Below are 20047 nucleotides of genomic sequence, written 5' to 3'. Positions count from 1 at the left end.
ATACGGGTTATAATAATATTAAATTCATTTTATTTCAAGTGGGAAAAGTGCCGATTTTTTCCGATGCCGTGCGCGGTCATATCGAATTTTGAGAAAAAAACTGCAAAAACTGCCCGTGAATTATCGACTTTTCCGAAAAACACGGCTGCCAAATCGGTGCAATACGCACAAAAAAACTTGACAACAATACGGGAAATTAGTATTGTTAATGTAGGAAACAAAAAACGGAGGGTGAACACTATAAAAATAACATTAAAACAAATTGCAGCGCGCTGCGGTGTTTCTACCAATACCGTGTCGCTTGCCCTGCGCGGCATGTCCGGCATCAGTGAAAAGACCCGCAAGCGAATTGAGAGCGCCGCCTATGAGATGGGGTATTTTGAACAGAAAAACGCGGCGGCGGGGAAGCAGAATTTGGTTCTCATCGCTTCGCGCCGCCACCTGCAGGACAGCTACTTTTATATGCGGTTCTATCAAATGGTAGCGGGATGCGCATTGAAGCACGGATACAATCTGATTGTTTTGGACGAAAAGAGCATGCATCAGGACCCATATGCGTTTGCCGGTCAGATTGCGGACAATTCCGCGCGCGGCATCCTGCTGCTCGGCGATATGATGGAGGAATCCGTCAAAAAGGTGTGCATGTGCGGCCTTCCGGTCGTGTCCATCGGCACGCATTATCCGGGGTTGTCCATCGACACGGTCATGGAGGACAACGACGCGGTGAGCCGGCTTGCGATGCAGCATTTGGCTGCCGCAGGCTGCCGCAGCGTTTCCTTTGTCGGACAGCCGGATTACAGCACGGCATTTTCCCAGCGGTATTTTTCGTATCTGGCGGCGGCCAGTCAGCTGCCGGTTGAGACGCCGGATGATATGCTGATTGGCAGACCCGACCAAGAGATGAACGAGCTGATTGCCGAGCTGACACAGCGCATCGGCGCGCGGGAGACGCTGCCGGATGCTTTTTACTGCGCGAACGACTACATCGCCATCATGCTCATTCGCGCGCTGACCACACAGGGCATTTCGATTCCGGAACAGGTGTCCATCATCGGCGTGGACAACAATCCGGTCAGCGCGCTGGTCTCGCCGCAGCTGTGTTCGCTGGATATTCAGTGCGGGAAGCAGGCGCACTATGCGCTGCACCGCATGACCGAGCTGCTGCACGACAAGACGAGCGAGCCGGTTCGGCTGCTCATTCAGCCGCGCCTGATACCCGGCGCATCGGTTCAGCACGCATAACGAAAAAGCACCCGCAGGCTTGCGGGTGCTTTTTCATGGGTTTCGTTGTATGAATTATGTGCAATATCGAAAGGTCTTGTCGGTGACAATGCGGGCGAAGATGAGCCCGAGCGGCAGCGCCGCGATGATGAGCAGGGCGGAGGTCATCCAAACTGCCGCATCGCTCAGCGACATAATGCCGAGATTGTAAATGGCTTTGTACAGATACAGCCCCGGCACCATGATGACGATGGACGGCACGGTAATCGACACGCGCGGATAGCCCACATAAGCTTTGAGCAGCGAGGCGAGCAGTCCCGCGGTCAGCGCGCCGAGAAAGGCGGCGATGGCAGGCGGACACGTACTCAAATCCACCAGCTCCAGCCGCAGGGTGTTGGAAACGGCGCCGATGGCGGCAGCTGTCGCGGCGATTTTCACCGGACTGTTGAACATGACTGAGAAGCCGAACACGCCGCAAAAGCTAAACAGCAGACGCAGCACAAGATACTGCGTGGTGTTGAGATGCAGATTCATAAAATCAACCGGCGTCAGGTGCAGCAGCAGCGCCATCATCCAAGCGGCGAGCGTCGCGACCATGACGACAAGAACCGCATAGGCGAGTCGCTCCAAGCCCGAGCGCATGTCCAGCTTGGCGAGGTCAATGCCGCTCGTGATAAACGGAAAACCGGGAACGATAAACAGCATGGAACAGATATAACCGGCTTCGTGCTGAGAGGAAATGCCCAAAAACATCTCTGCCAGCCGCAGACAGCCGGCGTATATCAGGCACGCCGCCGCAACCGAGGTGACGATGCACAAAAACAGCGTGAAGTGATGCTTGGTCAGCTTGCAGCGAATCGTGTTGCCGACACCTGCGCCGAGAAAGGCAAAGCACATTTCCCACAAACCGCCGCCGAGCAAAAACGTAAATGCGCCGCACGCGAGCGCGGCGGCAAGGCCCAGCGCGAGCGGGGAGTACAGGCCGTGAATTTGTTCGATGTCATCCAGTCTGCTGTGCAGCTGTTCGCCGGTGAGCGACAGCCCTTTTTCGGGAAAATCCGCGACAAAACGTTCCAACCGGTTTAATTTCGACGTGTTGACGCCGGTGTTGGTCAGACACAGCGACTGGGAAAAGCTCTCCGTGCCGTCAAAGCAGGTGTATTCGACCGACATCAGCCCGATGTCCGCGGAGCACACCACACCCAAGCATTCGGAAATGGTATTCATAGAACTGCGCACGCGCCATGCGCCCGTGCCGCACGACAGCAGCATCAGCCCGATGCGTCCAATCACGGACGCCTTTTCACTCAGGGACGCCTGCGTGATGGGCAGTTGTTTTTGCTGAATGTAATCATGCCACGGAATCGCCATGTGATTGCGCTTGATGGTCTGTTCCGGCATAGAAAATCCCTTCTTTCTACTATCTTATTGTAGTACCGGAGAGAAAAAAGTCAAGCAAATACCCGTGCATTGGATATAGAAAGAATCAATATATGGCGTCTTTACATCATTCGCCAATCGGCGTATAATGGGGGCAGAAAAGAGGGATCGAATATGAGCAGTATTTTCCCGAGAGAACAGCGGGTAGAACAGTTATTTGACCGGATTTTACGCGATCCGCGCGCGTGCCGGCGGCTCAAGGAAACCTTTTATGAGAGCTGTCCGGAAACCGACTTGATGGACGCGGACAGCGTTGAGGCGACCGACGCCATCTTTGCCAACGCCTTGATTCGCGCCTATCAGAACCAAGACCTTTCTGCCTTTTTGATGGCAATTTGCGGCAACAGCATGTTTGACCTGCTGCGCAATTCGTTTTTGATTCCGCTGCGTTTTAACGACAAGGACGTGGAAAATCCGGTGATTCTGACCGATGAAACCGGCGCTTTGCGCGACAATCTGCCGGTTGCCGTGCCCGACAAAAAATACAAGATTTTTTGCGATTTATATCGAGAAAAACCGGAAATTCGAGATTTTCAAATGTGTCTCGCCTACGGCTTCCGCGAGCGGCATTTTTACAGCGAGGACTTGAAGGTACAGACCGACAAAATCGGCGAGCATCTGGGCGTGCTGCTGCTGTATCAGCTGCCAAAGGACATAGAAAACCACGCGGCAGACGCGGAAATTTATGCGACCGTCTGGAACTACATGATGCAGCTGGAGGAGACGCTGCCGCGCGCCTTCATGTATTATGGAAAGATGGAAAAAGACGGAAAAGAGCTGGAGAGCGACCGCATCGGCATTTTCCTGCCGTTCCACCACTTTGAGAGCCGCATGAAAAAGTACATGGAAATGGCAAACGGCATCGGGCTTGCCTGCCGCGGAAACATCGTGGACATGCTCCGAGACCGAGCATCCATCACGCCCGCAAAAAAATGATACATGACGGCATCTCCGCTCATTTTTCACCGGAATGTCACGTGGTATTGCTGTGAATACCATGAGAGAAACACCATCAATCTGTCGCTGTTTATCCAGCAGATGATTCAAAACAGCCGCCGAGATATTTCATCTCGGCGGCTGTTTGCCGTTTCTTTTACTGTCCAAACTGCTGTGCGATAACATCTCCAATCAGCTGCGCCAGCTGTGCATGCTCCGCCGCAGTCAGGTGAACGAAATCACAGCAGTGCTGCGCCGCGACCTGCGCCCCGTCCGCAAACAAACAATGGTACTGCTCCGCGAGCTGTCGGAACTGGTTGGAAACCTCCGGTATCATCTCTGCACTGTGTGCGTCAAACATGCCATAAAATGTGCCGCGCTCGATATCTCCCATGCGCGGCGGCGCAACCAGCAGAATTTGCGGTCGAACACCGGTGTCCGACCACGCATCCGTGTTTTGTACCAGCCGAATCATGCGTTCCATTGCCAGACGCATGGTCATCGGCGTGTGTCCAAACATGATTTTTGTGTCATTCGTGCCCAGCATGATAACCACCAAATCCAGCGGTTCATGGGTCTGCAGCAGCATGGGCAGCGTCTCCATGCCGTTTCGGCCTCTGTCTAATGGATCGTCGATGCAGATGGTGCGTCCCGGCAAGCCTTCCTCTATGATGTGATGCTGCGGAAAGCGGTTGGCGATGATGCCGGTAAACCGTTTTTCATATGCTAGTCTGACCTGCGGCTGATCTCCCTGAAATCCCCATGTGTTGGAATCTCCGTAAAATAAAATGTTCATACGCTGTCCCTCTCTTATCAAACTCTCTTTGCATCATAGCATGGTTGGCAGCGAGATACAAGACTTGCCGTGATGCAGAGCCGGCATCACATGAGGATTTTATCCTGTTTTCCCGCAGTGCACAGAAAAAACACCTTGACCTGCTGCATTTCCGGTGCTATACTACAAGTAGGCTAACGAAGCAAGTACGCTTAGTGGAAACACAAAGCAAAACCCCTAGCAGTTGCACCTGCTAGGGGTTTCTTCTGCTTTTACGGAGCAGTCAACCGAGGTCGGTTACCGAAATTTACTTCTTTCCGTCCAACCATTTGCATATGTAATGGCTGATTACACCTGCCACAACGGAAAGAATCCACGAAGCAAGTACTTCCATAGCGGAAACACCTCCTTCCTGTCACAGATTGCGCCAGATCGGAGCGGTAACGACAATATTATATCATGTATCCCAAAAATTTCAAGAAAAAACGCCTTGACCCGTTATGTTTCCGGTGCTATACTACAGATAGGCAAATGATAGAATTGTGTTATCCATGTCGAAGCACAAAACGAATCCCCTAGCAGTGGCAGCTGCTAGGGGTTTCTTCTGCTTTTACGGCGCATCAAACCGGGGCTGGTTACCGATGTCTGTTAATCCAACCATCCAGCCACTTGCATATGTAGTGGCAGACTACACCTGCCATGATGGATAGGATAAATGATAGAATTGTTTCCACATCGAAACACCTCCTCCCTGTCACAGATTGCGCCAGATCGGAGCGGTAACGACAGTATTATATCATGTATCCCAAAAATTTCAAGAAAGAACGCCTTGACACCTCCCGCTCGGCGTTGTATAATCCAAAATGAACGTTGTTCATTTTGAGGTGAGCTTATGAATACGATTGCGACATCAAAAGAAGAAATCCTACAGACCAGCCGGAAGCTGATTCAGCAGCAGGGATGGTCTGCGGTCAGCATTCGTTCCGTCGCGGCGGCTTGCGGCGTATCGGTGGGCTGCATCTACAATTACTTTGATTCCAAGGCGGCGCTGGTCGGCGCTACCGTAGAAAGTGTATGGTGCGAGATTTTTCGCCGGCCGACAGATGCCGCTGTCTTTCAGAATGTACAGGCGTGCGTGACATGGATGTATGCGCGCATGGCATACGGCTGTGAGCAGTATCCCGGATTTTTCACCCTGCATTCGCTCGGCTTTATGCAGGAAGAAAAGTCGGACGGCAGGCGGCGGATGCAGCAGACATGGCAGCATATTCTGACCGAGCTGTGCGGCGTTCTGCACCGCGACCGCAGCATTCGGCCGGATGCCTTTACCGAACAGTTCACTGCGGAAAAATTTGCCGATGTGCTGTTTTCGCTTATGCTGTCCGCCCTGATGCGGCAGGACTATGACGCATCTGCGGTGCTGGAAATTGTGCGCCGGACGCTGTATTGACGGTCCCACACCCGTGGGACTTTTCTATCCGGCAAAATGAACCATGTTCACTTAAAAAAGGAGATTGAGATACGATGACAAAACAAAGCGATACTCCCCGCGTTCCGGATTTGATGGAGGCGGTTTTTGACACCTGCTATTTGCTGTTTGACTTGATTGCAGGCATTTTATTTTTTGCCTTTTCTCATGGCAGTCCGCTGTTTCTCTTATACGGCGTTTTGACATGGACGCTGTGTTTCGGCGATGCCTTCCATCTGGTTCCCCGTGTGCTGCGCGCGGTCAAGGGAAGCAATGAGAAAATTGAAAGACAATTGGGCATCGGCTTACAGGTTTCCTCCATCACCATGACGATATTTTATATTCTTTTGCTGTATATCTGGAAACAGACATTTTATGAAATGACGGCGCCGGTGATGCTGGAAATCCTGATTTGGGTTTCCGCAGCTGTTCGCATTGTCGTCTGTATGCTGCCGCAGAACAATTGGTGCGGCGAGGAAGGCAATCGCAAGCTGTCTGTGATTCGAAACGCCGTCTTTGCCGTGACCGGCATTTGTGTGATTGTGCTGTATGTGATGTCCGGCAATACTTATGGATACCATATGACGCGCATGGCGGCGGCGATTGTTATTTCGTTCGGCTGCTATCTGCCAGTCACGCTGCTGAGCAAGAAAATGCCGAAAATCGGCATGCTGATGATTCCAAAGACCTGTGCGTATATCTGGATGATCGTCATGGGTTTGCAGCTGCTGTTCTGACAAAATATTCCTGTATGCAAAAACCCAGAGGTGTGAAGCAACACCTCTGGGTTTTTGTATCTTTGCAGGTCTTGATATCTGTGCGAAAATGCGTTTGGTTTTCCCGTGATCTGTACAGTATACTGATAAAAAGGAGGAAGGGCTTATGCTGCAACATTTTGTTCAAGCTCTTTATATTTGCAATTTGCATAAGCGTATGTTACTCTAAAAAAGAATGGTTTCGCATTCAAACAAAGATAAGGGGAAATGACATATGAATCAATGGTTGCGGCGCATCCGGTGGCGATGGCTCATTGGCATCCTCGCGGCGGCACTGGTGATTGTGCTGGGGTATATTCTGCACCTGGGACAGACGGACGGTGACGGGCATTTTCGCATTGGTGCAACGTATATGACGATGAACAATCCGTTTTACAGCGTCATTGACGAGGAACTGCGGCTGAAGATCGAGAGCCGCGGTGACATTCTGCTGACACGAGATCCGGCATTGGATCAGGAAAAGCAAAATCAGCAGGTACATGAGCTGTTACAAGAAGGAATTGATGTTTTGGTCATCAATCCGGTCGATTATCAGCAGGTACATACGGCACTGTCCGAAGCAAAAGAAGCCGGTGTGCCGGTCGTTGTTGTCGATTCACAGGTCAATGACACGGATTTGATCGCGTGCACCATCGCCTCGGACAATTACGGTGCAGGTGTGCTGTGTGCGCAGCATCTGATGCAGACACGCGATTCGGCGCACATCGTCCTGCTGGAGCATCCCACGGCACAGTCCGCGGTGGACAGAATCCGCGGATTCTGTGACACCATTGCCCATCATCCGGCATATCAAATCGTTGACCGCGCAAACAGTGAGGGACAGTTGGAAATTGCCATGCCGGAGCTGAGTGCGCTGCTGGATGCCGGAGAACCCATTGATACGGTCATGGCACTCAACGACCCCTCGGCAATGGGTGCCATGGCGGCATTGGAGGAGCATGGACTGTTGGAGCATACCTTGGTATACGGTGTGGACGGCGCACCGGAGGCAAAGAGCATGATTGCCGAAGGCTCTCTGACCGGAACCGTTGCGCAGTTCCCGATCAAGATTGGACAGACCACTGCACAGACCATTTATCAGATTTTGTCCGGAAAGTCGTATCCGTCAGAGATTACCATTCCGGTAGAATTTATTACATCGGAAAATCTCGACCAATTTGACATGGACGGTTGGCAGTAAGGGGGATTTATGCAAAACGATTACACATTATCTGCGATTCGGCACATGATGATTGTGCTGAATGTTGCGATTGTGGGCTTTTTGTCTGCGATCTTCTTTTTCACCCCGCAGACAGCGGTTCTCCATGCGGAGGCGATGCAGTTTTCCCAACAGCTGCGGTATGTGCCGGAACGGCCGGGAATGCAGGCATTTTCGCTGCTCGGTGTCGCCGCGCTGCTTGCGGTCAGTGCGCTGTACCATCTTCCGATGCAGAAGCAGCACCGGAAGATCTTTCGTATGTACTGGCTGGAACCGGTCATCTGTATGATCGTCATTGTCTCGCTGCATTTGGACTACAATGGACTGCTGTTTTTGGTCGTTGTTGATCTGGTGGATACCTTGCAGCATCGGAAACGTGCCATTTTTCTGAGCGTGATGGTGCTGCTGTATCTGCTGACCAGCTTAGACATCGTGCAGTCTGCACTGCGTATGCCTTCTGTCACAGATTATATGGCATATTATTCGCCGTATATCCAACAGGTCATGCAAAGTGCGCTGGGACTGTTCAATGCGTTTGTCATGATTTTGTTTATCACCTATGTGCTGCTGCTCGTCATCCGCCGCACCGATGAGAATACGAAAATTCGCCTGCTCAATCATCGGCTGGAACATGCCAACGACAAACTGTCGGTTTTGAATGAGCAGCTCAAGGCATATGCCTCGGAGAGCGAACGCATGGCGGAGACGCGGGAACGCAACCGCCTCGCGCGAGAAATTCATGACACGCTCGGTCATTCGCTGACCGGCATTATTGCAGGCACGGATGCCTGCATCACAATGATGGAATTGTCGCCGGAACTGGCAAAAAAGCAGTTGGAAGTCATTGCTTCCACGGCGCGAAACGGCATGAATGAAGTGCGCCGGTCGGTCAAGGCACTGCGCCCGGATGCACTGGAACGATTTGAGTTAGAGGAAGCCCTGAAAAATCTGTGCGCGGAGATACAAGCCGCCTCTCATGCGACGGTCGATCTGTGCATCCAGACGGAAAATCTGCGGCTGTCACCGGATGAGGAGGATGCCGTGTACCGCACGATTCAGGAGAGCCTGACCAATGCCATTCGGCACGGCAAAGCGACACAGGTATCTATTCGGATGTCGTGTGAACAGCGCAGGCTGCGAATCATCGTACAGGACAACGGCATCGGCTGTGAGAAGGTCACGCCGGGATTTGGTCTGCGGCATATGCGCGAGCGGCTGCATTTGCTCAACGGCACGTTGCAGACGGACGGAACAAAGGGCTTTAGACTAGAGGCGGTCATTCCGCTGAGATGGGGAGACGAAGTATGATAAAGGTTTTAATTGCAGACGATCAGGAATTGATTCGACAGAGCTTGAGCTATGTGCTGGATGCACAAAAGGACATTGAAATCGTGGGCACAGCCGTGGACGGCAAACAAGCGATCGAGTTGGTGCGCAAGCAGCATCCCGATGTCGTTCTCATGGATATTCGTATGCCGGAGGTGGACGGTGTGGAGTGCACCAAGCTGATTAAATCGGCATATCCGAACATGAAGATTATCATTCTCACGACATTTGATGATGATGAGTATGTGTTCAATGCGCTGCGGTACGGCGCATCCGGCTATCTGCTCAAGGGTGTATCTGTCGCAGAACTGGCGGAGGCAGTGCGTGAAGTGGTGCGCGGCGGCTCTATCATTATGCCCGGTGTCGCGTCCAAGGCACTGGAGATGTTTGCCCGCATGGCACATGGACAGACATGTATTTCCATTGATGACAAACAGACCGAAGAATTGCAGGACAATGAATGGAAAATTATTCGAGAGGTCGGCTGCGGTCTGTCCAACAAGGAGATCGCTGCTGCGCTGTGTCTGTCCGAAGGCACGGTACGCAATTATTTGAGCAGCATCCTGAGCAAGCTGGATCTGCGTGACCGCACACAGCTTGCTATTTGGGCAGTACAGAAGGGCATTTCACACATGGAATTTGGAGAAAACAAGTGAAAACATGGGTTTACCGATTACTGACCTGCGCTGTGATGACGGCAGTCGGTCTGGGCTTCGTTGTCTGTGCGGCATCGAGAGAAGTTGTTTTGACGGTCGGTTTTGTCTCTGACAGCTATTGGGATGCGCCGTTGGGAAACTGCTATGCGGTGTTGGACGCTGCCATTGACCGATTTGAGAACAAGCATCCCGGCGTGCGCGTTACCTATACCAGCGGCATTCTCAAAGAGGATTACTCGGAATGGCTGACCGGACAATATCTGCTCGGCAAGGAGCCGGATGTATTTATGGTGCTGCCGGAGGATTTTGACATGATGCAGGATTTCGGAGCACTGGAGCCGCTGGACACACGCATCGAGCGCGATTCGACCGTACAGGCGGAGGATTTTTACCGTGCGGCTTTGGACAGCGGCAAGATGGGAAACACCCAGTATGCCCTGCCCTATGAATGCGTGCCGACGCTGATGTTTGTCAACAAAACGCTGCTCGAAAAAAACGGCATCTCGGTGCCAAGCAACGACTGGACATGGGATGATTTTTACCGAATCTGCGAGCAGATTACGCGCGATACGGACGGCGATGGCAGCATGGACCAGTTCGGCAGCTATGGCTACACCTGGCAGAACGCGCTGCCATCTAACGGCGCTGCCTTGTTTTCCGACGATGGCAAGCAGTGCCTGATCGCCCAGCCGGAGGCAGTCGAGGCGATTGCCTTCAGTCAAAAATTGGAAAAGCTGTATGAGACCTGCGACATTACCGCACAGGATTTCGACACCGGTCATGTGGCATTTCGTCCGTTTCTGTTCTCGGACTATCGGACATATCAGCCGTATCCGTGGCGCATCAAGCGGTATTCCGGCTTTGAATGGGACTGCATTCAGATGCCTGCCGGCCCGATGGGCAGCAACGCCTCCGAGCTGAGCACGATGCTGGTGAGTATGGACAGCCGTTCCCTGCACAAGCAGCTGGCATGGGAGTTCATGAAGGAGCTGACATGCTCGGATGAGACGCAGGCGATGCTGTACACCGAGTCCAACAGTGTTTCCGCGCTGCGGCGCGTCACCCAGTCGGAAAAAACCAAGGAAGTACTGGCGCAGGACACACCGGGAGAGATTCATCTGGGTCTGGATCTGCTTTCCGACACCATGGAACATGCGGTTGCCGTGCCGCGCTTCCAAAACTATGACCAAGCACTGCTGCTGGCGCAGCAGCTCATCCCCGCAGCGATGCAGGATGAACACAATTTGGAGCTGCAGCTGCTGCGCGCCCAGCGCCAGCTGGACAAGCTGCTCAACAACTGAAAATTGTAAAATAATGGAAAAAATCTCGTTGTTTTTTTGGTGTATGCCAAAGACAGCGAGATTTTTTTATGCAATTTTCACAACAAGCATGACAAATGTCATGCGGAAAATGACACATATCATCTGACATTGGTGACAAAATACAGGTGATAAAATTTTACAAAATTGTTAAATTTAATGTAACAAATCGCAGGAAGGGAGAGAAACACATGCGATACTATCTTTTGGTCAGCCACGGTGTCTTTGCACCGGGACTGCACAGCGCAGTTTCCATGATGGCAGGTTCCGGACGGACGGACATCCGCTCCACAAGCCTAGAGGACGGCATGGATGTACCGACTTACCGCGCAGCGTTTGAGAAGCTGGTCGCTGACATCACAGCGGATGATGAGATCCTGCTGTTCGGCGACATCATCGGCGGCTCGCCGCTGACCAACGCGGTGGAGATCCTGACAGAAAAGGGTCTGCTGGAACACACCGTAGCCATTGGCGGCATGAATCTGCCGCTGGTTCTCACCGCAGTCTTTGCGGACGAGGACGAATCCTTGCAGGACGTTGCACGAGAGGCAATGGAAGAATCTGCACAACAGATTAGACAGTTTACCATGAGTAACGACGACGAAGACGACGATATTTAAGGAGAGAACGATATGTCTATTTCATTTATTCGCGTAGATGACCGCATGATCCACGGACAGACCTGCACCCGCTGGTCTCTGGAGTATCCGTGCGACGGACTGATTGCAGTCAACGACAACGCAGCAAACACGCCGGTGCTCAAGGCAGCATACAAGAATGCCAGCAGCAAAAAGACGTTTGTTTGGACGCTGGACGATTGGCGCAAGAAGTGCGGCAAGGTTCTGGCAAGCAAGGATCAGTACTTCCTGATCACCAAAGACCCGATCACCATGAAGAAGATCCTCGTAGATGATGGTTTCGATCCGGGCGAAGTCAAGACCGTTATCATCGGACCGTGCAACGACAGACCGAATGCCACCAAGCTGGGCAACAACCAGTCCATTACGCAGGAAGAAGCGGATGCTCTGGAAGCAATCATGCAGAAGGGCTATGACGTCGAGTTCGCTCTGGTCAAGGAAGCGGCAATCGGTAACTGGAAGAAATTCCGTGGTCAGTTTGGCTACTAAAAACGGATTTCAAAATAAAAAGAAAAAAGAAAGGTAAGGTGAAAGGATTATGACGATCCAACTATGGCAGGCGGCTTTGTTCGGCCTGTTTGCCTGCTTAGCATCTATGCCTGGTCTCGGCGGTACGGTTCTCGGTAACTACACGCTGGGCAGACCGCTGGTAGCAGGTCTGGTAGTCGGTCTGATTATGGGCGATGTACAGACAGGTATCTACTTAGGTGCAGCGATTCAGGTCGTTTACATTGCACTGGTTACACCGGGCGGCACCGTATCCGCTGATGTCCGTGCAATCTCTTACATCGGCATTCCACTGTCTATCGTGGCAGTACACAGCATGGGTCTGGACCCGTCCACCACGGCAGCACAGGCTATGGCAGTTACGCTGGGTTCCGCCGTTGGCACCCTCGGCACGGTTCTGTTCTACGGCACCGCTACCGTAAATCTGGTATGGCAGCACATTGGCTGGAAGGCCGTAGAGAAGGGCGAATTCAAGAAGCTCTATCTCGTTGACATGGGTCTCCCGTGGATCTCTCACATTATCTGCTCGTTCATCCCGACCTTCATCATCACCAAGGTTGGCGTTACCATGGTCGACCTCATGAAGGCATACATGCCGATGGACGGCATCGCAATGAAGACGCTGTTTACCGTAGGTTCTCTGCTTCCGGCAGTCGGTATTGCCATCCTGCTCAAGCAGGTAGCAACCAAGCCGGTGGATCTGCTGATATTCGCATTTGGCTTCACACTGGCTGCATGCATGGGTCTGAACTTGATCGCAGCTTCTGTTGTCGGCGGCTTCTTCGCAGTGATTAACTACCGCATCAAGCTGCTGTCCTTGCAGAAGGCAGCTCCGGCAGCAGCAGGCGCTGACGGATTTGACGATGACGATGAGGAGGAAATATAGGCTATGGCTGAAAAGAAACTTTCTAAAAAGGCGTTGTCCAAATCCTTCCGCAACTGGTATTATGGACATTTGACCTGTTTCTCGCAGGAGCACATGCAGACCTTTGGTTATCTGTGTGCCATGCTCCCGCTGATTGAAGAACTCTATGACACCAAGGAAGAACAGAAGGAAGCACTCCAGACGTATTCCGCATTCTTTAACACAGAGCCGCAGCTCGGCACAGTCGTTGTCGGTATGACAGCCGGTCTGGAAGAAGCACGAGCAAACGGCGAAGGCATCGACGGCGAGATGATTAACGGTATCCGTGCCGGCCTGATGGGTCCGGTTGCCGGTATCGGTGACAGCTTGGTTGTCGGTACCCTGATTCCGATTCTGCTGGGCATTGCTCTGGGTCTGTCCTCCGGCGGCTCTCCGCTCGGCGCAATTTTCTACATCATTGTTTACAACCTCGTCCTGACGCTGGGTATGCGTTTCCTGTATTACAAGGGCTATGAGCTGGGCGGCAAGGCGGTTGAAATGATCGTCGGAGAAAAATCCAATGCCATTCGTGAGTCCATCATCATGCTGGGCACCATCGTTATCGGCGCAGTAGCCGCAACGTGGATCTCCATTACAACACCGATGATGCTCCCCGGCGATATTTCCTTGCAGGAAGGCGTTCTCGACACCATCTTCCCGCATTTGCTCCCGTTTGCCGTAGTTATGTTCTGCTACTGGCTCATGAGCAAGAGAAAAATGTCTCCGATTGCCGTAATGCTGATCTTGGTTGTTGTTGCGTTTGTCGGTGTTTTGGTTGGATTCTTCGACCCGCAGCTGTCCTACTAAGTTCGCAGCGATCTCTTTCCTATTTTCTAACTCTCCAGAAGGAGCCGCTGGCTCACCCAGCGGCTCCTTCCAGCTAAAAAACACAGGTACCATCTTGAGAGGAGATTTTTGTCAACTACCCATCACCTAAAGGTAATGGGCTTGTAACTGCCCAGTCGTAGTAACGGCTTACGCCTCCGACCTTTTATCCCCAATAGGAATTGCTGCCTAAAGTGGCGTTACATCACAGGGTGGTTGACAGCACCCTTTACAGACAAGATATACTCATCTGTAACTGTATCAGGTACTAAACTTCCCATGCTATACAGTAGGAATTTTATTACGGATAAGATTTTACGCAATACGCGAGTTTTGTATTGCAACCTCATATCTTGTCAATGCACAAAAGAGTGTCTTTGATGAGCAGCACATCTAACGGTTTTCTCTTTAAAAACTGCTACGGTTATTGTAGCATATTGGGTAATAATTTACAAGGCTCCTCCCACCGCCTAAAGGCAGTGGGTTTCCGCCTATGACAAAGGAAGGGATTTATCTATGAAACAGAAACTCAGCAAAAAGCAGCTGCTGCGCGAGGCTCAGCAGCAGACGGATGCATTGAAGCAATTGAAACGCTGGATGCAGTGGGCAATGATCGTTTCCTCTTGTGCAGTGGCACTGGCATGGTGGGGTCTGATGGGCGAGGGCTTCCGATTTGCGTTCGGAATCGTCGGTGTCGTTGCGACCTTCGCAGGTATCATCTGCGCGGCACTCATCGGACTCGGTATTCGCAATGGACGCAGAAATGTCGAACACATTCTGCGCGCCGCAGGGGGACGGTAATCAGCCATGAACCATGCGGCAATTCAACTGCTCTGTTTGGACATTGACGGCACATTGCTGGATTCTCAGCATCAGCTGCCGGAACGCAACCGAACAGCCATTCAACAGGCAGCACAGGCACATGTCACGGTCTGTTTGACCTCTGCACGGCCGCCTGCCGCTGTCGTCCCGATCTTACGGGAACTCAACATCGAACACGATATGATCTGCTATAACGGCGGACTCATCTTACATAAAGAACAAACGCTCTCGGAGCAGCGCATTCCGGTTTCCGTCGGTGTGCGCATCGTCCAAGAGGCACAGCGATGCGGCATTTCTGTGAGTGTGTATCGCGGCTGGGACTGGCTCATCGAGAGAGAGGACCCATGGAGCGAACAGGAAAGTGCCATCACCGGCACGGTGCCGGTCTCGGTACCGCTCATCGAAACGATGCGCCAATGGCAGGAAGGTGCACACAAGCTGCTGTGCATGGGACCGGCGCAACAGATTGATGCCGTAACTGCCGTGCTGGCGGCGCAGCAGCTGCCGGTACAGCTGGTACGCTCCAAAGATACGTATTTAGAAATTCTTCCTCCGCTTGCGGAAAAGGGCGTTGCTCTGCAAGCGATGTGCCGGAAACTGGGCATTCCCGTCCGGCAGTCGATGGCGATGGGAGACCATGACAACGACTGCGGTATGCTGCGGGCAGCAGGCTTGGGCGTTGCGATGGGCAACGGCTCGGCAGCGGCAAAGGCAGCAGCAGATGTATGCACGAGCACCAACGATGATGCGGGTGTGGCGCGTGCAATTGATACATGGATTTTACACAAGGAGGGAGCACATGAACTATAGGCTACTGGCATTGGATCTGGACGGCACCCTGCTCAATTCCCGCAAGGAAATCACGCAGGCGACCAAAGATGCCATTGCCCGCATAAAACAGAACGGCGTCAAAGTTGTCTTATCGACCGGCCGCATTGTAGGAGAAGCGGTAGAATTCGCACGGGAGATAGACAGCGATGATTTCATGGTGACCGCAGGCGGCGCGGCGATTTCCTCGGTGCGCGGTGAACGCAATTTGTTTGAATGGGATATGCCCGCCGAGATCGGCGCCCGCGTGGTAGAGCAGATTCAGATCAGACCCATCCGCATGATGATCTATGTCGGGGATAAGGTATATATCAACCCGTATTCCGACCGCGATTTTGTTGTGAATTATCGCGTGGAGGGCTTTCACGCCAATAAAGTCGTCTTAGACGATGTGGCAGCGTACATTCGGGAGCACGGACTGCGTGTGACCAAGGCATATGCCATCGGCACGCAGGAGACACTTCACGAGGTACTCGAAGCGATTCGAGATTTACCGGGGATTACGATTACGAGCTCCGGCAATGACAACTTTGAGGTCATGCCGGAACATGTAGATAAAGGAACTGCATTGGTTCAGCTGGGACAAATGCTCGACATTCGTCCGGAAGAAATGTGTGCAATTGGTGACAGCGATAACGACGCACAAATGCTTCGGACGGTCGGTATGCCGGTCGCTATGGGCAATGCAGAGGAATCTGTCAAGCAATTGGCTCGTTACATCACCGCAGACTGCGATCACGACGGTGTAGCACAGGCAATTGATCATATTTTCAGATAAGAGAGAGGGAAAAAAATGAAACGAACAACAAAGCAATGTCTATCTTTGTCATTGTCTCTGCTCATGGCGGCAGGCGTGCTCCCGGCGAATGCGCTGGAGCTGCCGGACGTTACGTCGATTGTCAGCACAGTCAAGACTGCGCAAAACGACAACGAACAGGACAACACCCAGTCCTCTACGGACGTTGCGGCAACCGAGGAAAACTTTAACAGCTTGAGCGGCACCATGACCGCAAACAATGGCGAGCTGACCTTGAGCGACACAGGCGGACATCACCATTTATCCGATGAACAGCATCTGGCCGTCCGGTAAGACCGAAACGACCAAGCCGGTCACCGAGGTATTCACCGACGTTGATGCCGATCAGTGGTATGTACTATATGTACAGTATGTATATGACAACGATTTGATGGTTGGTCTGAGCGACACCCTGTTTGGGCCGAACATGCCGCTGAGCCGTGCAATGCTGGCACAGATTCTCTACAATCAGGCAGGTCAGCCTGCTGTCTCCGGCAAGGATGCCTTCACGGATGTCGCAAAGGACGCATGGTATTATGACGCGGTACAGTGGGCAAGCCAGCAGGGCATTGTCAGCGGCATCGGCCACGGAAAGTTCGATCCGGAAAGCAACATTACCCGTGAGCAGTTCGCCATGATTCTGTACAAGCATGCAGGAGCACCAAAGGTACGTGGTTCGCTGGCATTTTCTGACAAGAATCAGGTCTCTGGCTGGGCAGCTGACGCCGTTCTGTGGGCAAATCAGAACCACATCATCAATGGCAGAAAGAGCGGCAATACCAATCTGCTGTGTCCGAAGGATTCTGCGACCCGTGCAGAATGCGCAACGATGCTCAAGCAGTATTTTGAAAAGACAAAATAATCAGAATCTTTCGCCGATGATAGAGAAATAGGGAGGAATGACTGTATGTCGTATATGGATTTGCATTTACATTCTTCTGTGAGTTTGGACGGAGAGATCTCTCCGCGCGGACTGGCTGAGCTATGCCGCCAAGAGGGGATTCGCTTCGCTGCGCTGACCGATCACAATGCAGTATCCGGTATACAGAAATTCAGCTGGCGCGGTGCACAGCTCGGTGTCCGCGTGATTCCGGGCATTGAGATCGACTGTATGGCAGAAGGCCTCCATCTGCACATGCTCGGCTATGGCATCGACAGTGCCAATGACGAGTTAGTAAAGCTGGAACATACGGTAAAAGAAATGCAGCGTGCTGCATCTGTGGAACAAATGGATGCACTGGAAAATCTGGGCATTTTCTTAGACCGTAATGCTTTGATGGAACAGGCAAAGGATGGTGTGATCTCCGCTGAAGCTATGGCAAAACAAGCCCTTCAGCTGCCGCAAAACCACGATCATTCACTGCTGCTTCCGTTTCTGCCGGGCGGTATGCGCTGTGATCAGCCGCTAGTCAATTTCTATTGGGATCTATGTTCCCGCGGCAAAAAAGCCTATGTTCCGATTTCTTTTATCTCGGCAAAACAAGCGATTCAACTGATTCACAACGCCGGCGGTTTGGCTGTTCTGGCACATCCCGCAATGCAGCTGCAAACAACGGAAAATATGATCGAATATTTCCTTCCATTGGAACTCGATGGATTGGAAGTGTTTAGCAGCTATCACAATGCGATTGAAACGGCATTTTATCTGGAAGTGGCAAAAAAGCATCATTTGCTCATCACTGGTGGGAGTGATTTCCACGGCATGATAAAGCCCAACATTCGCATTGGCGGCGTAGATATGTTATATATGGAGGATATGCTGGCAGCGCAGTTGCTTGATGCACTGGGCATGACAGCATCCTCTTGAAAAAAGATAAACCAAAAGGAGCGTATCAAAATGAAAAGTTTTGCATACACAATCACTGACCCGCAGGGACTTCATGCACGTCCAGCAGGCGTGCTGGTCAAGCAGGCAAAGGCAGTCGTTCCGTGCACTGTCACGATTGAAAAGGACGGCAAGAAAGCGGATGCCCGCAAAATGTTTGCCCTGATGGGTCTCGGCATCAAGAGCGGAGACACAGTCACCGTCCATGTAGGAGGTGAAAACGAAGAGCAAGTAGCAGCTGATCTGGAAGCATTTATGCAGGAAAACCTGTAATCGTTTCCGTTCACACATATCACCATTTTTACTTCACACAATCTATTCTATTTATCTATTCCTTTTTTGCGGAGTATCCCATGCGGGACGCTCCGCAGCGAAATTCTCATTCTGACGGACAGTTGATATACACAACCAACGAAATCAACACTGGAACAATGTATCACAAAACATACCGTATCTCATGCTATTTGTCGGAATGATGATGCCGCCCCGCTGCAGGAAACCTGTTTGCAGCGGGGCGGTTTTTTTATCTGTCAACTTTTTGCAGGATTTCTTATACCCGTGTTCCTTAACTGAACAAAAACATTATTTTGTTCAGTTGGATTGTTTCGTCCTTCCACACGGTATCCCATGCTGACATCCATCGACGTCCCCAAAACAGAAAAATCCCGACTGTCAGCGTTTTGTTTGTTCCAGTTCGTGTATTTTGCCTCTGACAGCCGGGAAAGTATTTAATTGACAGACTGTGCAAACCGCAAAAATGCCTGTTTGCCGGTTTCCGTGCGTTTGAACACGCCTGCGTGCTCCAATACCTGAGAGAACACAATGCCAACTTCCTTTTGCAGGATGTCCATGGCGTTTTGTTCGGTAAAGGTATATCGCGTTTTCAGCTTGTTTGCCCAATCGGCATGCGGTGCCGTGCGTTCGTCCGCGGTCAAATCCGCACCGGAGACCAGTGCCTCCGCCACAGCGGCAAGCTCGGTTTTGAGCCGCGCCGGAAGAACCGCCAGACCCATGACTTCGATTAAGCCGATATTTTCTTTCTTGATGTGATGCAGCTCCGCGTGCGGATGATAGACGCCGAGCGGATGTTCCTTGGTCGTGATATTATTGCGCAAAACCAGATCCAGCTCGAATTTCCTGTTTCGCATGCGGGCAATCGGCGTGATGGTGTTGTGCGGCTCGCCGTCGGTCTCCGCAAGGATAAATGCGTCTTTGTCGGTATATCCGCGCCATGCGGCGAGAATCTTGGACGCCAGCTCGACAAGCTGCTTGTCATCCGCACTTCTCAGACGAATCACAGACATCGGCCACTTGACAATGCCCGCTTCTATGCCGTCAAACCCGTCAAATGTCAGCTCGGTTTCGATGGGTGCGCGCTCCATGGCGAATGTGTAATGTCCGCCTTGGAAATGGTCATGCGCCAAAATCGAGCCGCCGACAATCGGCAGATCCGCATTGGAGCCGACAAAATAGTGCGGGAACTGCTTGACAAAATCCAGCAATTTGCGGAACGTTGCCGGTTCAATTTTCATCGGCGTGTGCTGCGAATTGAATACAATGCAATGCTCATTGTAATATACATATGGCGAATACTGCATAAACCAGCGGCTGCCGTTGATTGTCACCGGAATCACGCGGTGATTTTGCCGCGCCGGATGATTCACACGACCGGCATAGCCCTCATTTTCCTTGCACAGCAGGCACTTGGGATACGAGGACTGCGGCATCAATTTGGCTGCCGCAATCGCCTTCGGGTCTTTTTCCGGTTTGGATAGATTGATGGTAAT

The 20047-nt window shown here is 51.9% G+C and carries 22 protein-coding genes; 19 read left to right on the top strand and 3 right to left on the bottom strand.

The window, feature by feature from the left end:
* Window positions 1–231 precede the first annotated feature (231 nt).
* Window positions 232–1242, top strand: coding sequence for a LacI family DNA-binding transcriptional regulator (locus tag KQI75_RS12385; RefSeq protein ID WP_216471112.1), 1011 nt, complete (start codon window positions 232–234; stop codon window positions 1240–1242).
* Window positions 1243–1296: 54 nt separating this feature from the next.
* On the opposite strand, the gene KQI75_RS12380 is transcribed toward KQI75_RS12385, so the two are convergent.
* On the bottom strand, window positions 1297–2622 hold the full coding sequence (locus KQI75_RS12380) for a threonine/serine exporter family protein (protein WP_216471111.1): 1326 nt from the start codon (window positions 2620–2622) through the stop codon (window positions 1297–1299).
* A 153-nt stretch (window positions 2623–2775) separates the two neighbouring features.
* Here KQI75_RS12380 and KQI75_RS12375 point away from each other — a divergent pair, with 153 nt between their 5' ends.
* A complete protein-coding gene (locus KQI75_RS12375; RefSeq protein WP_216471110.1) occupies window positions 2776–3597 on the top strand; it encodes a DUF4866 family protein in 822 nt (273 codons plus the stop codon).
* A 157-nt stretch (window positions 3598–3754) separates the two neighbouring features.
* Here KQI75_RS12375 and KQI75_RS12370 read toward each other — a convergent pair whose 3' ends face one another.
* Window positions 3755–4393, bottom strand: a complete 639-nt coding sequence (locus tag KQI75_RS12370) for a GDSL-type esterase/lipase family protein (RefSeq protein ID WP_216471109.1) — start codon at window positions 4391–4393, stop codon at window positions 3755–3757.
* 871 nt (window positions 4394–5264) lie between these two features.
* Here KQI75_RS12370 and KQI75_RS12365 point away from each other — a divergent pair.
* The 17 genes from KQI75_RS12365 (at window position 5265) to KQI75_RS12285 (ending at window position 18533) form a co-directional block, all read left to right on the top strand.
* A complete protein-coding gene (locus KQI75_RS12365) occupies window positions 5265–5822 on the top strand; it encodes a TetR/AcrR family transcriptional regulator (protein WP_216471108.1) in 558 nt (185 codons plus the stop codon).
* Window positions 5823–5896: 74 nt separating this feature from the next.
* Window positions 5897–6577 (top strand): hypothetical protein, encoded by a 681-nt coding sequence (locus KQI75_RS12360; RefSeq protein ID WP_216471107.1) that lies wholly within the window; start codon window positions 5897–5899, stop codon window positions 6575–6577.
* Between the two features lie 253 nt (window positions 6578–6830).
* Entirely contained in the window at window positions 6831–7796 is a 966-nt protein-coding gene (locus tag KQI75_RS12355) for a sugar ABC transporter substrate-binding protein (RefSeq protein ID WP_246566666.1), read from the top strand.
* A gap of 9 nt (window positions 7797–7805) precedes the next feature.
* Window positions 7806–9122 carry a sensor histidine kinase gene (locus tag KQI75_RS13640; protein ID WP_246566665.1) on the top strand — a complete coding sequence of 439 codons (1317 nt, stop codon included), beginning with the start codon at window positions 7806–7808 and terminating at the stop codon, window positions 9120–9122.
* Window positions 9119–9796, top strand: coding sequence for a response regulator transcription factor (locus KQI75_RS12345; RefSeq protein ID WP_216471106.1), 678 nt, complete (start codon window positions 9119–9121; stop codon window positions 9794–9796). The genes KQI75_RS13640 and KQI75_RS12345 overlap by 4 nt, the downstream gene beginning before the upstream one ends.
* Window positions 9793–11097 carry an ABC transporter substrate-binding protein gene (locus tag KQI75_RS12340; RefSeq protein WP_216471105.1) on the top strand — a complete coding sequence of 435 codons (1305 nt, stop codon included), beginning with the start codon at window positions 9793–9795 and terminating at the stop codon, window positions 11095–11097. Before KQI75_RS12345 ends, KQI75_RS12340 begins: the two co-directional genes overlap by 4 nt.
* Before the next feature lie 209 nt (window positions 11098–11306).
* Complete coding sequence (locus tag KQI75_RS12335; protein ID WP_216471104.1) at window positions 11307–11735, top strand: PTS sugar transporter subunit IIA; 429 nt, start codon at window positions 11307–11309, stop codon at window positions 11733–11735.
* A gap of 12 nt (window positions 11736–11747) precedes the next feature.
* Entirely contained in the window at window positions 11748–12242 is a 495-nt protein-coding gene (locus KQI75_RS12330) for a PTS system mannose/fructose/N-acetylgalactosamine-transporter subunit IIB (RefSeq protein WP_216471103.1), read from the top strand.
* Between the two features lie 49 nt (window positions 12243–12291).
* The gene (locus KQI75_RS12325; protein WP_216471102.1) at window positions 12292–13146 is read left to right on the top strand and encodes a PTS mannose/fructose/sorbose/N-acetylgalactosamine transporter subunit IIC; all 855 of its coding nucleotides are present in this window, start codon (window positions 12292–12294) and stop codon (window positions 13144–13146) included.
* Window positions 13147–13149: 3 nt separating this feature from the next.
* A complete protein-coding gene (locus tag KQI75_RS12320) occupies window positions 13150–13971 on the top strand; it encodes a PTS system mannose/fructose/sorbose family transporter subunit IID (protein ID WP_216471101.1) in 822 nt (273 codons plus the stop codon).
* A gap of 534 nt (window positions 13972–14505) precedes the next feature.
* Window positions 14506–14790, top strand: coding sequence for a hypothetical protein (locus KQI75_RS12315; RefSeq protein ID WP_216471100.1), 285 nt, complete (start codon window positions 14506–14508; stop codon window positions 14788–14790).
* A gap of 6 nt (window positions 14791–14796) precedes the next feature.
* Complete coding sequence (locus KQI75_RS12310; protein ID WP_216471099.1) at window positions 14797–15621, top strand: Cof-type HAD-IIB family hydrolase; 825 nt, start codon at window positions 14797–14799, stop codon at window positions 15619–15621.
* Entirely contained in the window at window positions 15611–16417 is an 807-nt protein-coding gene (locus KQI75_RS12305; protein WP_216471098.1) for a Cof-type HAD-IIB family hydrolase, read from the top strand. Before KQI75_RS12310 ends, KQI75_RS12305 begins: the two co-directional genes overlap by 11 nt.
* A gap of 15 nt (window positions 16418–16432) precedes the next feature.
* A complete protein-coding gene (locus tag KQI75_RS12300; RefSeq protein ID WP_216471097.1) occupies window positions 16433–16729 on the top strand; it encodes a hypothetical protein in 297 nt (98 codons plus the stop codon).
* Window positions 16704–17297, top strand: a complete 594-nt coding sequence (locus tag KQI75_RS12295; RefSeq protein WP_216471096.1) for an S-layer homology domain-containing protein — start codon at window positions 16704–16706, stop codon at window positions 17295–17297. The genes KQI75_RS12300 and KQI75_RS12295 overlap by 26 nt, the downstream gene beginning before the upstream one ends.
* Window positions 17298–17342: 45 nt before the next feature.
* Window positions 17343–18242, top strand: coding sequence for a PHP domain-containing protein (locus tag KQI75_RS12290; protein WP_216471095.1), 900 nt, complete (start codon window positions 17343–17345; stop codon window positions 18240–18242).
* 30 nt (window positions 18243–18272) lie between these two features.
* A complete protein-coding gene (locus KQI75_RS12285) occupies window positions 18273–18533 on the top strand; it encodes an HPr family phosphocarrier protein (protein ID WP_216471094.1) in 261 nt (86 codons plus the stop codon).
* A 455-nt stretch (window positions 18534–18988) separates the two neighbouring features.
* Here KQI75_RS12285 and KQI75_RS12280 read toward each other — a convergent pair.
* Window positions 18989–20047: UDP-glucose--hexose-1-phosphate uridylyltransferase (locus tag KQI75_RS12280; protein WP_216471093.1), on the bottom strand; the 1059-nt coding region annotated here is incomplete at its 5' end.

The organism is Butyricicoccus intestinisimiae, assembly GCF_018918345.1.
GTDB classification, from domain to species: Bacteria; Bacillota; Clostridia; order Oscillospirales; family Butyricicoccaceae; genus Butyricicoccus_A; species Butyricicoccus_A intestinisimiae.
Note: the sequence above shows the minus strand (reverse complement) of the source record. Positions and strands in the feature narration are given on the sequence as shown.

Coding starts and splice junctions, on each gene's coding strand:
- KQI75_RS12380 (WP_216471111.1), bottom strand. CDS start 2,622: ATGCCGGAACAGACCATCAAGCGCAATCACATGGCGATTCCGTGGCAT.
- KQI75_RS12375 (WP_216471110.1), top strand. CDS start 2,776: ATGAGCAGTATTTTCCCGAGAGAACAGCGGGTAGAACAGTTATTTGAC.
- KQI75_RS12370 (WP_216471109.1), bottom strand. CDS start 4,393: ATGAACATTTTATTTTACGGAGATTCCAACACATGGGGATTTCAGGGA.
- KQI75_RS12365 (WP_216471108.1), top strand. CDS start 5,265: ATGAATACGATTGCGACATCAAAAGAAGAAATCCTACAGACCAGCCGG.
- KQI75_RS12360 (WP_216471107.1), top strand. CDS start 5,897: ATGACAAAACAAAGCGATACTCCCCGCGTTCCGGATTTGATGGAGGCG.
- KQI75_RS12355 (WP_246566666.1), top strand. CDS start 6,831: ATGAATCAATGGTTGCGGCGCATCCGGTGGCGATGGCTCATTGGCATC.
- KQI75_RS13640 (WP_246566665.1), top strand. CDS start 7,806: ATGCAAAACGATTACACATTATCTGCGATTCGGCACATGATGATTGTG.
- KQI75_RS12345 (WP_216471106.1), top strand. CDS start 9,119: ATGATAAAGGTTTTAATTGCAGACGATCAGGAATTGATTCGACAGAGC.
- KQI75_RS12335 (WP_216471104.1), top strand. CDS start 11,307: ATGCGATACTATCTTTTGGTCAGCCACGGTGTCTTTGCACCGGGACTG.
- KQI75_RS12330 (WP_216471103.1), top strand. CDS start 11,748: ATGTCTATTTCATTTATTCGCGTAGATGACCGCATGATCCACGGACAG.
- KQI75_RS12325 (WP_216471102.1), top strand. CDS start 12,292: ATGACGATCCAACTATGGCAGGCGGCTTTGTTCGGCCTGTTTGCCTGC.
- KQI75_RS12320 (WP_216471101.1), top strand. CDS start 13,150: ATGGCTGAAAAGAAACTTTCTAAAAAGGCGTTGTCCAAATCCTTCCGC.
- KQI75_RS12315 (WP_216471100.1), top strand. CDS start 14,506: ATGAAACAGAAACTCAGCAAAAAGCAGCTGCTGCGCGAGGCTCAGCAG.
- KQI75_RS12310 (WP_216471099.1), top strand. CDS start 14,797: ATGAACCATGCGGCAATTCAACTGCTCTGTTTGGACATTGACGGCACA.
- KQI75_RS12305 (WP_216471098.1), top strand. CDS start 15,611: ATGAACTATAGGCTACTGGCATTGGATCTGGACGGCACCCTGCTCAAT.
- KQI75_RS12300 (WP_216471097.1), top strand. CDS start 16,433: ATGAAACGAACAACAAAGCAATGTCTATCTTTGTCATTGTCTCTGCTC.
- KQI75_RS12295 (WP_216471096.1), top strand. CDS start 16,704: ATGAACAGCATCTGGCCGTCCGGTAAGACCGAAACGACCAAGCCGGTC.
- KQI75_RS12290 (WP_216471095.1), top strand. CDS start 17,343: ATGTCGTATATGGATTTGCATTTACATTCTTCTGTGAGTTTGGACGGA.
- KQI75_RS12285 (WP_216471094.1), top strand. CDS start 18,273: ATGAAAAGTTTTGCATACACAATCACTGACCCGCAGGGACTTCATGCA.